This window comes from Enterobacter sp. JUb54 (assembly GCF_014298075.1).
Taxonomy (GTDB): domain Bacteria; phylum Pseudomonadota; class Gammaproteobacteria; order Enterobacterales; family Enterobacteriaceae; genus Klebsiella; species Klebsiella lignicola.
Genome location: NZ_CP060418.1, coordinates 2804913 through 2818900 on the forward strand (window position 1 = coordinate 2804913; position 13988 = coordinate 2818900).

General features: G+C 54.8%; 12 protein-coding genes. 3 read left to right on the forward strand and 9 right to left on the reverse strand.

What is annotated here, in order from left to right:
• Window positions 1-35: 35 nt before the first annotated feature.
• Window positions 36-494: an Lrp/AsnC family transcriptional regulator gene (locus tag HF679_RS12920; protein ID WP_123755709.1), complete on the reverse strand. Its 459-nt coding sequence runs from the start codon at window positions 492-494 to the stop codon at window positions 36-38.
• A gap of 115 nt (window positions 495-609) precedes the next feature.
• Between HF679_RS12920 and HF679_RS12925 the strand changes: the two genes are divergently transcribed.
• Window positions 610-1662 carry a PLP-dependent cysteine synthase family protein gene (locus tag HF679_RS12925; protein WP_154143542.1) on the forward strand — a complete coding sequence of 351 codons (1053 nt, stop codon included), beginning with the start codon at window positions 610-612 and terminating at the stop codon, window positions 1660-1662.
• Window positions 1663-1705: 43 nt separating this feature from the next.
• On the opposite strand, the gene cof is transcribed toward HF679_RS12925, so the two are convergent.
• On the reverse strand, window positions 1706-2524 hold the full coding sequence (gene cof / locus HF679_RS12930; protein ID WP_123755707.1) for an HMP-PP phosphatase: 819 nt from the start codon (window positions 2522-2524) through the stop codon (window positions 1706-1708).
• A gap of 261 nt (window positions 2525-2785) precedes the next feature.
• Here cof and HF679_RS12935 point away from each other — a divergent pair, with 261 nt between their 5' ends.
• The gene (locus HF679_RS12935; RefSeq protein WP_187042107.1) at window positions 2786-4486 is read left to right on the forward strand and encodes an SgrR family transcriptional regulator; all 1701 of its coding nucleotides are present in this window, start codon (window positions 2786-2788) and stop codon (window positions 4484-4486) included.
• Window positions 4487-4552: 66 nt separating this feature from the next.
• On the forward strand, window positions 4553-5248 hold the full coding sequence (gene queC, locus HF679_RS12940) for a 7-cyano-7-deazaguanine synthase QueC (RefSeq protein WP_123755705.1): 696 nt from the start codon (window positions 4553-4555) through the stop codon (window positions 5246-5248).
• A 317-nt stretch (window positions 5249-5565) separates the two neighbouring features.
• Here the strand turns inward: queC and HF679_RS12945 are convergent, their stop codons facing one another.
• The 7 genes from HF679_RS12945 to clpP all read right to left on the reverse strand — a co-directional run bounded on the left by HF679_RS12945 (window position 5566) and on the right by clpP (window position 13731).
• A complete protein-coding gene (locus tag HF679_RS12945; protein WP_123755704.1) occupies window positions 5566-5967 on the reverse strand; it encodes a YbgC/FadM family acyl-CoA thioesterase in 402 nt (133 codons plus the stop codon).
• Window positions 5968-6076: 109 nt separating this feature from the next.
• Entirely contained in the window at window positions 6077-6445 is a 369-nt protein-coding gene (locus HF679_RS12950) for a helix-hairpin-helix domain-containing protein (protein ID WP_123755703.1), read from the reverse strand.
• Window positions 6446-6593: 148 nt separating this feature from the next.
• The gene (gene ppiD, locus HF679_RS12955) at window positions 6594-8468 is read right to left on the reverse strand and encodes a peptidylprolyl isomerase (RefSeq protein WP_123755702.1); all 1875 of its coding nucleotides are present in this window, start codon (window positions 8466-8468) and stop codon (window positions 6594-6596) included.
• A 213-nt stretch (window positions 8469-8681) separates the two neighbouring features.
• Window positions 8682-8954 (reverse strand): nucleoid-associated protein HU-beta, encoded by a 273-nt coding sequence (gene hupB / locus HF679_RS12960; RefSeq protein WP_002444653.1) that lies wholly within the window; start codon window positions 8952-8954, stop codon window positions 8682-8684.
• A gap of 207 nt (window positions 8955-9161) precedes the next feature.
• On the reverse strand, window positions 9162-11516 hold the full coding sequence (gene lon / locus HF679_RS12965) for an endopeptidase La (RefSeq protein ID WP_123755701.1): 2355 nt from the start codon (window positions 11514-11516) through the stop codon (window positions 9162-9164).
• 184 nt (window positions 11517-11700) lie between these two features.
• Window positions 11701-12975: an ATP-dependent protease ATP-binding subunit ClpX gene (clpX, locus tag HF679_RS12970; RefSeq protein WP_123755700.1), complete on the reverse strand. Its 1275-nt coding sequence runs from the start codon at window positions 12973-12975 to the stop codon at window positions 11701-11703.
• Window positions 12976-13107: 132 nt separating this feature from the next.
• Window positions 13108-13731: an ATP-dependent Clp endopeptidase proteolytic subunit ClpP gene (gene clpP / locus HF679_RS12975; protein ID WP_123755699.1), complete on the reverse strand. Its 624-nt coding sequence runs from the start codon at window positions 13729-13731 to the stop codon at window positions 13108-13110.
• Window positions 13732-13988 lie beyond the last annotated feature (257 nt).

Here is a 13988-nt window from a genome sequence, read left to right on the forward strand (position 1 = left end):
AATCCTGAGTGTGTCAATCGTCGCGGCAAGCGCCGCTAATCAATAGGTAAGGCCGTAGTGTATTTTATCTGTTCCATCGCGAAACTCGAAGTGACATCAGACAATCCCGGCACGCTGTTCACCAGCCGTTTATAAAAATCATCGTAGCGTTTCATATCCGCCACCTGCACTCGCAGCAGGTAATCGTACTCTCCCGCCATGCGCCAGAAACCCAGGACTTCCGCCATCTGGGTGACTTCACTGACGAAGCGGCAGTACCAGTCGCTGCTGTGGTGCTGGGTTTTAATCAGCACAAATGCCGTCAGACCAAGGCCCAGTTTTTCGGCATCCAGCAGTGCGACGCGCCCCCGCAGGATACCCTCATCTTCCAGGCGCTTCAGCCGTTTCCAGCAGGGGGTGGTGGTCAGATTAACGGCATCGGCCAGCGCCTGCAAAGAGAGGGTGCAGTCTGTTTGCAGCAGAGAAAGCAGCTTACGGTCAATTTTATCTAACATTAGGCGCTCGCGGAGAAAATTTTACTCCTTATAGTGTAATCGAAAGGCTAAATAGCAACAATTTTTCCTCACACTTCCGCTAAGCTGGGCACAAAATGACAAACAGGAAATAACGATGAATAGCGCCTGGGTAAAACACGCCATTAGTGAAATTAACGCCGATTATCAGCGTTCCGCCGACACGCACCTTATTCGCCTGGCGCTGCCCGGGTTCCCAGGTATCCAGATCTATCTGAAGGATGAGAGCACCCATCCGACCGGCAGCCTGAAGCACCGCCTGGCCCGCTCACTGTTCCTGTACGGCCTGTGCAATGGCTGGATTAAGGAAGGAACCACGATCATTGAAGCCTCTTCCGGCTCAACCGCCGTGTCGGAAGCCTATTTTGCCCGTCTGTTGGGCCTGCCGTTTATCGCGGTGATGCCATCCTGTACGGCAAAACGCAAAATCGAACAGATTGAGTTTTACGGCGGCCGCTGCCATTTCGTTGAGAGCGCGTGTGAAATCTATGCCGCCTCCGAGATGCTGGCCCGCGAACTGAACGGCCATTATATGGACCAGTTTACCTTCGCCGAGCGCGCGACGGACTGGCGCGGCAACAACAATATCGCTGACAGCATTTTCCGTCAGATGACCCATGAGCCACATCCGCAGCCCTCTTACATCGTGATGAGCGCCGGTACCGGGGGAACCTCCGCCACCATTGGCCGCTATATCCGATGTCAGGGATATGACACGCAGTTACTGGTCGTTGACCCACAAAATTCGGTATTCCTCGATTACTGGCAGAGCCGCGATAGCGCGTTACGCAGCACCGTCGGGAGTAAAATTGAGGGAATTGGTCGCCCGCGGGTCGAGCCGTCATTTATTCCGGATGTGGTCGACGACATGCTGCGGGTGCCGGACGCGGCCAGCGTCGCCACCGCTTTGTGGCTGGAAACGCTGCTGGGGCGGAAAGTCGGCGCCTCTACCGGGACCAATATGTGGGGCGTACTCGAGCTTGCCGTACAGATGCGCGCTGAAGGACGCAGTGGCTCCATTGTCACCCTGCTGTGCGACAGCGGCGAGCGCTATCTCGAAAGCTATTACAACCCGCAGTGGGTGGCGAGCCATATTGGTGACATCGCGCCGTGGCAGGAAAAAATTGCGGCGATGGTGAAGGGACAATAAAAAAAGCCAGACACCGAGGTGTCTGGCTGCTGGAAGGGTCTAGTTATTCGGGGGAATAAGGAAGATCAGGATTATCCAGCCAATGCGTTAAAAAATGAGAGACCGCCTCGTGGCGACAGTCCCCGATAACCGGTAAATGCGGCAGCTCGGCTTTGAGCTGCGGCATCGCGTTACCCATAATCACACCGCGCCCGACGCTTCCCAGCATCTCGCGATCGTTCATGGCATCGCCGAACGCCATACAATCCTGCATCGACACGCCAAGATGCTGGCCAAGCACCGCCAGCGCAGCGCCTTTATTACAGCCATTCGGCAGCACTTCCAGACAATCAAACGCCGAGAAGCAGATATGTGCGCGTTCGCCGAGCGCTTCAGTCAGCTGAAGCTGGAGGCGCTGGAGATCGTCGTGATCGCCGCAGAAGCACACCTTGGTGACTTTATTGCCCGGCATCCGCTTCGGGTCGGCAATCTGATAGCGGAAACCGCTAAAAATATGTGCTTTCAGCAGCTCGGGCATCTCCTGCCCGGTAAACCAGCCCTGGTCATTAAAGACGTGCATGCTGGCTGCGGTGTCCCAGTGACGGTGAAGCACCGCCTCCGCGACATCCGGAGTCAGATCGCTGCGGTGCAGCTCTTCGCCGTTCAGGGTATGGATCCGCGTACCGTTGCCAGTAATTAAGTAGGCATCCAGCGCAAACTCACCGATAACATGGCGCATTTCCAGCGCATGACGTCCCGTGGCAAAGGTCAGGGTGATATCACGCTCACGCAGACGTCTGAGCGTCGCGAGCGTGGTCGTTCCCAGACGATGGTCCGGCATCAACAGCGTGCCGTCCATATCAAATGCAGCGAGTCTTGCCATGTTCTGCTCCCCAGAGCGTGATGAGTTTTGCTTGAGTTCCAGTATTGCCTGAGATATACGGAAGTAATAGTGAATAGATAGATTATATTGTTCCGGTTTTATCACTGACCGCAGAGGCCGCTTAAAGGACCAATCCAGAACACGAAATCATTTAAGCTGGATTAAGGCGGCAAGTAAGCGAGTCCCCAGGAGCTTACTCCAGTCAGTGACTGGGGTGAGCGCACGCAGCCAACGCAGAGGCAGCTAAAAGGATAACGTGTAATGAGGTTATTAAATCGCCTGAACCAGTACCAGCGCCTCTGGCAGCCCTCGTCCGGCGCGCCACAGCAGGTGACCGTCGGCGAACTATCCGCCCGTTGCTTTTGCAGCGAGCGCCATATTCGGACGCTGCTTCGCCAGGCCCAACAGGCCGGCTGGCTGAGCTGGCAGTCGAGCGCCGGGCGGGGGAAGCGCGGCACCCTGACATTCCATCGTTCGCCGGAAACCTTACGTAACGAGATGATGGAACTGGCCCTGAACAACGGGCAGCAGAAAAATGCGCTGGAGCTGGCTCAGCTGGCGACGGGCGAGCTTAAGGCGCTGCTCTCGCCGTTTCTTGGCGGCCAGTGGCAGAACAATACGCCGACCCTGCGTATTCCCTACTATCGCCCGCTCGATCCGCTCCAGCCGGGGTTTTTACCCGGCCGCGCGGAGCAGCATCTGGCCGGCCAGATTTTCTCTGGCCTGACGCGCTTTGATGCACAAAGCCGTTCCCCGGTCGGGGATTTGGCCCATCACTGGCAGATTTCGGTTGACGGCCTGCGCTGGCAGTTCTTTATTCGCTCAACGTTGTTCTGGCATAACGGTGATTTGCTGGAGACCGCGCAGATCCAGCAGCGTTTACTGATGTTGCTCAGCTTGCCGGCCCTGCGCACGCTGTTTGCCAGCATTAAGCAGATTGATGTGACCCATACGCAGTGCCTGACGATCACCTTGTTTCGCCCGGATTTTTGGCTGCCGTTTCGCCTCGCCAGCTATTGTAGTGTCCTGGCCCACCCCGACGATCCGACGGTCGGTAGCGGTCCGTTCCGCCTGACATTGTTTAGCCCCGAGCTGGTTCGGCTGGAAAATCATCCGCGTTATCATCTGAACCATCCGCTGATCCAGACGGTGGAGTACTGGATCACGCCCCAGCTGTTTGAACAGAATCTGGGCACCAGCTGTCGCCACCCGGTGCAAATTACGATTGGCGATCCGGATGAGCTGACTAATCTGCGCCAGGTCAGCAACAGCATCAGCCTCGGTTTTTGTTATCTGGCGCTACACCAGAGCCCCCGGCTCAGCAACGCCCAGGCACAGCGTCTGGTGTCGCTGATCCATCGATCTTCGCTGCTGGAAACCCTTCCTCTCGACGAAGATCTGATCACCCCCAGCAACGAGGTACTTCCCGGCTGGACGATCCCTCAGGGACCGGAGAATCATGATGTCCCGCTCCCCAAACGGCTGACGCTGCTGTACCACCTGCCCGTCGAACTGCATACGATGGCAGAACAGCTTCGCCTACGGCTTGCCGCGCTTGGCTGCGAACTGACGCTCATTTTTCACGATGCGAAAAACTGGCAGGGTTGCCAGGATCTGTCGCAGGCGGATCTCATTATGGGCGATCGCCTGATCGGCGAATCACCGGAATACACCCTGGAACAGTGGCTCCGCTGTGATGCAATGTGGCCCAATGTGTTGACCGGGGCGCAATATGCCCATTTACAGGCGACCCTCGACGCCGTTCAGGCCCAGCCAGAAGAGCGCAGCCGTAACGACGCATTACGCAACGTCTTCAACGGGCTGATGGACGACGCCATTATGACGCCATTGTTCAATTACAATTACCGTATCAGCGCCCCGCCGGGGGTGAACGGCCTGGAGCTTAATGCCCGCGGCTGGTTCGATTTCACCAGCGCCTGGCTACCGGCATCTGCGCCGTGATGGAGCTGGTCGCCACGCTCCTCAAGCGCTACCATATTGCTTTCACTTTGATTGTCAGGAATTGCTATGAAACGCGCCGTAGTTGTCTTCAGTGGAGGACAAGATTCAACGACCTGCCTGGTGCAGGCTCTGAAACAGTATGATGAAGTGCACTGCGTCACTTTTGATTATGGCCAACGCCACCGCGCGGAAATCGATGTAGCTCGTGAGCTGGCACTGAAACTGGGCGCCGTGGCTCATAAGGTGCTGGACGTCACGCTGCTCAACGAGCTAGCCGTCAGCAGCCTGACCCGCGATAGCATCCCGGTACCGGACTATGAGCCGAATGCCGACGGTATCCCAAATACCTTCGTACCTGGTCGCAATATCCTGTTTTTAACGCTGACGGCAATTTACGCCTATCAGGTTAAGGCTGAAGCGATCATCACCGGCGTCTGTGAGACCGATTTTTCCGGCTACCCGGACTGCCGCGACGATTTCGTCAAGGCGCTCCATCATGCGGTCAGCCTTGGCATGGCAAAAGATATCCGCTTCGAAACGCCGCTGATGTGGCTGAATAAGGCTGAAACCTGGGCCCTGGCTGATTACTGGGGTCAACTGGAACTGGTGCGCAACGAAACCCTGACCTGCTATAACGGGATTAAAGGCGATGGCTGTGGGCAATGTGCCGCCTGTAACCTGCGCGCCAACGGTCTGAAGCAGTACCAGGACGATAACACCGCGGTAATGGCGTTGATGAAGCAGAAAACCGGGCTACAGTAACTGGTTATTTCCCGGGGGCGGCGCGATGCGCCTGCCCGGGCTACCGGCTCGCTGGCTGCTGAAAGCACGTAGCCCGGACAGGTGCGCAGCACCGCCTCAGGGGAAATTCCGCAACTTTCTGCGCCCTGGCTACCGGCTCACAGACTGCTGAGAGCATGTAGCGCGTAGCCCGGACAGGTGCGCAGCACCGCCTCCGGGGAAACTCTGCAACTTTCTACGCCCGGGCTACCGGACCACAGGCTGCTGAAAGCGCGTAGCCCGGACAGGTGCGCAGCACCGCCTCCGGGAATTCTTCCGCTGGCGGGGCGACACAACTCTCAGCGCATCTCCATCTCTTCGAGCTTCTCACGCAACTCACCGTCCAGCGGCAGCGCCTTTTGTGTTTTTAAATCAATGCAGACAAAGGTGATCACCGCGTCGGCCACCACTTCGCCCTCAGGATTCAGGGTAATCACCTGATTTAAGGTGCCGCTTTTACCATTAAGCTGTTGCAGATGGCTGGTCACGGTTAACACATCCCCCAGCACCGCCGGGCGACGATAGTTAATATTGATATTCACCACCACAAAGGCGATGTTGCGGGCGGTCATCCAGTGGAACGCGGCGCTGTTTTCCAGGCCATCCCAACGCGCCTCTTCCAGAAACTCAAGGTAGCGAGCGTTGTTGACGTGCTGATAAACATCCAGGTGATATCCACGAACTTTGATTTGTGTCTGCATAGCGCAAATGCCTTAGTCTTATTGTCATATTGAGGTCAGAGGTCACACCACTTTCGTGACCTCTTTAGTCTGGCAAAGATTTGCGGCTGTGCAAGCCCGGAACGGAAAATTACAGCATCAGATGCGCCAGGTTTCGCTCTACCAGAGAGTGCCCCATTCCGGGCACCTGCTTGAGATCGTCCACCGTTTTAAATGGCCCGAACTCTTCGCGATAGCTGACAATCGCCTGGGCTTTTTTCAGACCGACGCCGTTCATCGCCTGCATCAGCTCTTCCGCGCTGGCGCTGTTGATACTGACCCGGGCCTCCCCCGCCGCGGCTTTTAACGTCGCCGGTGCTTTTGTCTGCGGCGACGGCACGCTCTCGTGCTTGACCGCCGCTGCCGCTTTATCGCTGGTCGATGCCGCCAGCACCGTCTGGCTTCCCGCCGCCCAAAGTAACACGGTTGCGGCCATCATCGTTTTAACACCTTGTTTCATGCTGTGATCTCCTTGTGTGTAGACAGCACGGACACCATAGCGAGGGAGAAAAAAGCGTGCAAAAGCCGATCGACAGAAATGGAAAAGGCCGCGAAAGCGGCCTTTGAGGATTACATCACGTTACTGATTTTTGCGAAGCGTCACGAGATTACTGCTGCTGGTCGATGGTATCGCCGAGCTTAATTTTCGCGGTCTTACGCAGGTTGCTCATCAGCGCTTCGAAAGCAATCTGAGCGTTGTTCTGGGTAATACCCTGAACCATCGCGGCTTTCTGCGCTTCCGGCATATCGCCCGCTTTAACCTCGTCCAGCGCCAGCAGGACTACGTTACCTTTCAGATCGCTACCAATACCGTAGCTCGGTTTACCCGGCTGCGGCAGCGGCAGTGCAAACGCCGCCTGGCTTAATGGATCCTGACCGGTACGTGCCAGCGTCTGTGCGGAACCGAAGCTTAAACCAGCGGCTTTCAACGCCTCGTCACCTTTGCCGTCTTTCAGCGCGGTCAGCAGTTTATCTGCATCCAGTTTCGCCTGCTGTTCAGCTTTGGTGTGTTTCACGATGTCGGTAACCTGCGCTTTCACTTCCGCCAGCGGTTTAACCGCTTCCGCTTTATGCTCGCTGATGCGCAGAACAAATGCGCGATCGCCGTCCACGGTGATGATATCGGAGTTGCTACCCGGTGAACCGTTCTCGCCCACCAGACCACCGTTGAAAATAGCATCGGAGACCGGTTTAAAGTTCAGCTCTTCCGGCAGATTGTCACGACCAAACCAGCCGGTTTCGCTCACTTTCACGTCCGCAGCCTGCGCCGCGCCTGCCAGAGATTCGTTATCGTTGCTGGCCGCGTCGCTCACTTTCTGCTGCAGCGCGTAGTAGGCATCCAGCGCTTTTTCCTGTTTCACTTTCGCCGCGATATCATCACGAACGTCAGCCAGTGGTTTGACTTTTGCCGGCTGCATATCGTCAAGACGCACAACCAGGAAACCAACAGAAGATTTGATCACGCCGGACAGCTGGCCTTTCTCTTTCAGGCCGGCATTTTTCAGCTCAGGTACCGTCGCAGCATCTTCCATCCACCCCATGTCACCGCCGTTACGGGCAGAGATAATGTCGGAGGATTTTTCTTTCGCCAGCGTGGCGAAATCAGCCCCTTTCTTCAGCTCGTCAACCACGGCCTGTGCATCGGCTTCGGTTTTGGTCTGAATCACGCTGTAGCGGTTCCGCTGCGGCTGAGTGAACTGATCCTGATGCTGGTCATACCAGGATTGAATATCCTGGTCAGAAACGTTTTCCTGCATGCTAGCGGCATCCATTTTGATGTAGCTAACACGGAACTGCTCTGGCGCCATGAAACGCGCCTGATTCTGCTGGTAGTATGCGTCAACTTCCGCATCGGTCACGGTCTGTTTCGCCGCCAGCGCGTTTACATCAATGGTCGCTTCACGCACCACACGCTGCTGCGAAACCAACGCCGCCAGCTCATCGGACTCACCGGTCAACATAAAGTCGGTGCCGGCAATGGCGTTAACCAGCTGCTGTGTGGTCAGCTGGTTACGCAGCGCCTGTGCATACTGGTCGGTAGTCATACCCATTTGGCCCACGATGCTGCCAAAACGTTCGTTACTAAATTTACCGTCCGTCTGGAAAGCCTGGGTCTGGAAGATCGCCTGTTTGACCTGGGCGTCGCTGACGCTCAGATTCAGTTCGCGGGCATACTGATCCAGCAGGGACTCATCAATCAGACGGTTCAGCACCTGCTGACGCATGGTTTTCATGTAGTTTTCATTGGCCGCCAGTTCAGAAAACTGATCGCCAAGCTGCTGCTGCATACGATTACGTTCGCTGGCAACGGCATTCTCAAACTGTGAACGACCAATCTCCTGGTCATTAACTTTCGCGGCATAGTTGCTGCTGCCGCCAATCAGGTAACCACTTACCCCGGTCAATATGAACGAGACAATGATGATACCGAAAATAATCTTGAGCACGACGCTGTTCGCGGCCGTGCGTAGGTTGTCCATCATGGTGTAACAACGCTCCGCTGTAGATGACTTTAGCTCGCGCAGCATAGCACGTGATGGCTGCCGCGCGTGAGGACCTATTTTGACAAGAAAATGGGGTGATTGTCAGCCCACAAGTGCGCATAAACACACATAAAGTCGAGTTCTGGACAAAGAAAAAAGGCACATCTCACGATGCGCCCTTGTATTTCGTCACCTTCCCTGACGGGAACTTGATCAGTTTACTGCGTCTTTCAGCGCTTTACCGGCACGGAAGCCCGGTACTTTAGCTGCGGCGATAGTAATTTCTTTACCGGTTTGCGGGTTGCGGCCAGTACGGGCAGCACGCTCTTTGACCGCGAAGGTACCAAATCCAACCAGCGCAACATCATCCCCAGCTTGCAGAGATTCAGTAACAGAAGCAATTAAAGCATCTAACGCACGTCCAGCTGCAGCTTTAGAAATGTCCGCACCCGCAGCAATTTTGTCAATCAGTTGAGATTTATTCACTGTTCTCTTCCTCTCTTTATAATTTATATCGCACCAGAATCCTTCGTGGTGCGACCGCGCAGCAGTTATATCAGGACTGTCATGCCCTTACAACAGAGTTGTAGATGACCCCCTGCCAGCGATCTAAGTTAGCTATACAAAAAAAGGCTGGCAAGTACGATTTTACTTCCCAGCCCCACTTTTCTTAACGCTATTTGCGCGAAATCACTATTTTGTGGTGACGATCTGCATGCCAAACGGCTCATTCTGCAACGCAAGTGTCAGAACTTCTTCGATTCGTTTCACCGGATGAATGTTTAAATCAGCGATAACGTTGTCAGGAATTTCTTCCAGATCGCGTTTATTTTCATCAGGAATCAGAACAGTCTTAATGCCACCGCGATGCGCTGCCAGCAGTTTTTCCTTCAGACCACCGATCGGCAGCACCTGGCCACGCAGGGTAATTTCCCCGGTCATCGCAACATCGGCGCGTACCGGATTCCCGGTCAGGCAGGAAACCAACGCGGTGCACATAGCAATACCAGCACTCGGACCGTCCTTCGGCGTCGCTCCTTCAGGAACGTGGACGTGAATGTCGCGTTTTTCGTAGAAATCCGAGTTAATACCCAGTTTATCCGCACGAGAACGCACTACCGTCAACGCCGCCTGAATGGACTCCTGCATCACTTCACCCAACGAACCGGTGTAGGTCAGCTTGCCTTTACCCGGTACGCAGGCGGTTTCAATGGTCAGCAGATCGCCGCCCACTTCCGTCCACGCCAGACCGGTGACCTGGCCAACACGATTTTCGCTATCCGCACGACCGTAGTCGTAGCGCTGCACACCGAGGAAATCATGCAGGTTATCGCCATTAATCGTGATGTGCTTCAGGGTCTTATCCAGCAGCAGCTGTTTAACCGCCTTACGGCACAGTTTGGAGATTTCACGCTCCAGTCCACGCACGCCAGCTTCACGGGTGTAGTAACGAATAATCCCGACGATCGCGCTGTCCTCAACGGTCAGCTCGCCTTTTTTCAGCGCGTTACGCTCAATCTGTTTTGACAGCAGGTGGCGCTTGGCAATGTTCAGTTTTTCATCTTCGGTGTAACCGGACAGACGAATCACTTCCATACGATCCAGCAGCGGTGCTGGAATGTTCATGGAGTTAGAGGTCGCCACAAACATCACATCGCTGAGGTCGTAGTCCACTTCCAGATAATGGTCGTTAAAGGCCACGTTTTGTTCTGGATCCAACACCTCCAGCAGCGCCGAAGCCGGATCGCCGCGCATGTCGGAAGACATTTTATCGATCTCATCAAGCAGAAACAGCGGGTTTTTAACGCCCACTTTCGCCATTTTCTGGATCAATTTACCCGGCATGGAGCCAATATAGGTACGACGATGTCCGCGGATTTCCGCTTCATCGCGCACGCCGCCCAGCGCCATACGCACGTATTTACGCCCGGTGGCCTTGGCAATGGATTGGCCCAGCGAGGTTTTACCCACCCCCGGCGGCCCTACCAGGCACAGAATCGGCCCTTTAAGCTTGTTCACGCGGCTCTGCACTGCAAGATACTCAAGGATACGATCCTTCACGCGCTCAAGGCCGTAATGGTCGGTATCGAGGACTTCCTGAGCCTGGCGCAGATCTTTTTTGACTTTGCTGCGCGCATTCCACGGCACCTGCACCATCCAGTCGATATAGCCACGCACGACGGTCGCTTCCGCCGACATCGGTGACATCATCTTCAGCTTTTGCAGTTCCGCTTCGGTTTTTTCTTTTGCCTCTTTCGGCATTTTCGCCGCGTCGATCTTACGCTTCAGCGCTTCGTTCTCGTCCGGGGCATCGTCCATCTCACCGAGCTCTTTCTGGATGGCCTTCATCTGCTCATTCAGATAATACTCACGCTGAGATTTCTCCATCTGCTTTTTCACACGGTTGCGAATACGCTTCTCAACCTGCAGCAGATCGATTTCCGACTCCATCATCGCCATCAGATATTCCAGACGTTCGTTGATGTCGGACATCTCGAGGACGGACTGCTTATCGGCCAGCTTCAGCGGCATGTGGGCAGCGATGGTGTCGGCCAGACGTGCGGGATCGTCGATGCTGTTGAGCGACGTCAGCACTTCTGGCGGGATTTTTTTGTTCAGCTTGATGTAGCCTTCAAACTGACCGATCGCGGTGCGCACCAGCACTTCCTGCTCGCGCTCTTCGATCGCTGGCGATTCGAGATACTCCGCTTTCGCTGAGAAATGCTCGCCGTTGTCAGATAACGCAGAAATACGCGCGCGCTGCAGGCCTTCAACCAGCACTTTGACGGTGCCATCAGGCAGCTTCAACATCTGTAAAATTGACGCCACGGTCCCGACGGTGAAAAGATCATTTACACCCGGCTCATCCGTCGAAGCTTCTTTCTGCGCAACCAGCATGATTTTTTTATCATGGTCCATAGCCGCTTCAAGACAACGGATAGATTTTTCCCGCCCTACAAACAGGGGTATGACCATGTGCGGATAAACCACCACATCGCGCAACGGCAATACGGGGATTTCAATGCGTTCAGAACGCTCAGGATTCATAGAGCTCTCTCTTAGTTTAAAGTCCGCCAGGTAGCCAGCGGCACGACCTTCCATCGCGACGCTGTTAATATGTAAACCAGTATATGGGGATGTATTCCACACATTCAACGGCAGGAATGCAGGAAAAATAAAAGGGGAGATAAAATCCCCCCTTTTTGGTTAACTGCTTGAGCAATTTGGCGAATTATTCACCAGATGCTTGCTGTGCTTCCGGTTTACCGTAGATCAGCAGCGGCTTGCTTTGGCCATCAATCACCGACGCGTCAATCACCACTTTTTCGACGTCGTCCATCGACGGCAGATCGTACATGGTATCCAGCAGTGCGGCTTCAACGATTGAACGCAGACCACGGGCGCCAGTTTTACGCGCCATCGCTTTTTTAGCGATCGCATCCAGCGCTTCATCACGGAACTCCAGCTCCGCACCTTCCAGATTGAACAACGCCTGATACTGTTTGGTCAGGGCATTTTTCGGCTCTTTCAGGATCTGGATCAGCGCGTCTTCGCTCAGCTCGTTCAGGGTAGCCACGACCGGCAGACGGCCGATGAACTCCGGAATCAGACCAAATTTTATCAGATCTTCCGGCTCAACCTGGGACAGCAGTTCGCCTTCGCTGGCCTTGTCGGATTTGGCCTTCACCGTCGCGCCGAAACCAATACCAGAGCCAGTTTCAACACGGTGGGAGATGACTTTATCCAGACCGGCAAACGCCCCGCCGCAGATAAACAGAATCTTGGAGGTATCAACCTGCAAGAATTCCTGCTGCGGATGCTTACGGCCACCCTGCGGCGGCACAGCAGCCACGGTACCTTCGATCAGCTTCAGCAGCGCCTGCTGCACGCCTTCCCCTGATACATCGCGGGTGATCGACGGGTTATCGGATTTACGAGAAATCTTGTCGATTTCATCGATATAGACGATGCCGCGCTGTGCTTTCTGCACGTCGTAGTCGCATTTCTGCAACAGTTTCTGAATGATGTTTTCAACGTCTTCACCCACGTAACCGGCTTCGGTCAGGGTGGTGGCGTCCGCCATGGTAAACGGCACATCCAGCAGGCGCGCCAGCGTTTCGGCCAGCAGCGTTTTACCGGAACCGGTCGGCCCGATCAGCAGGATGTTACTTTTACCCAGCTCAACGCCGTTGCTGGTGTCACCATTGCGCAGACGTTTGTAGTGGTTATAGACCGCGACGGCCAGCACCTTTTTCGCCGGTTCCTGACCGATAACATAATCGTCCAGATGGTGGCGAATTTCGTGCGGCGTCGGCAGCGCACTGCGCTCGCGATGCGGCGCAACTTCTTTAATCTCTTCGCGAATGATGTCGTTACATAAATCAACGCATTCGTCGCAGATATACACGGATGGCCCGGCGATCAGCTTACGCACTTCATGCTGGCTTTTGCCGCAAAAAGAGCAATACAACAGTTTGCCCGAACCATCTTTGCGTTTATCTGTCATGAGTCCAAACCTCTTATTAAGTTCTTTGTGCCGCACACGACGACGCAAATGCCATTCTCAGGCGCAAGCCGCTGATCAGCGTTGTGCCGCCTTACTCCAGACAAGTATAGCGGCACCCTCACGCCAGGGGCATCAATTACGATGGGTCAAAATGGAATCGACCAGGCCGTATTCCACCGCTTCAGAGGCGGAAAGGAAACGATCACGCTCGGTGTCGGTCTCAATCTGCTCCAGGGATTTACCCGTATGGTGCGCCATCAGTTCATTCATCCGACCCTTCACTTTCAGGATCTCACGGGCGTGAATTTCGATATCCGTCGCCTGACCCTGATAGCCGCCCAGCGGCTGGTGGATCATCACACGAGAGTTCGGCAGGCAGAAACGCTTGCCTTTTGCCCCTGCGGTTAACAGGAACGCGCCCATTGAACACGCCTGGCCCATACAAATGGTGCTCACGTCAGGCTTGATGAACTGCATGGTGTCGTAAATCGACATCCCGGCGGTGATCACCCCGCCCGGAGAGTTAATGTATAAATAAATGTCTTTTTCCGGGTTTTCTGCTTCCAGAAAAAGCATCTGCGCCACGATCAGGTTCGCCATGTGGTCTTCCACCTGGCCGGTCAGAAAGATGACGCGTTCCTTGAGCAGACGGGAATAGATATCAAAAGAACGTTCACCGCGCGAGGTCTGTTCAATGACCATCGGCACCAGGGCCATATGGGGTGCAAAGTTATCTCGTTCGCCACTGTATGACATTTCCGTCTCCTGGATTAAATTTGAATAAACCTGCCGCACTGATTGTAACCTTATGGACGGATTATCAGCCAGAGCCTTCTACCCGTCATCGCTCAAATTAGCTGGATATCAGACGAATGCCGGCAACCTGAACAAATCTGGGAAATCACGCGTCGTCATTATGCATGATTTCACGTAGGCAGTTCCGTCTCCTCGAAATGGGGACGATGCAATCATAATTCAAGCATAACAAGCTTTTGTCGTAACGCTATCATTGA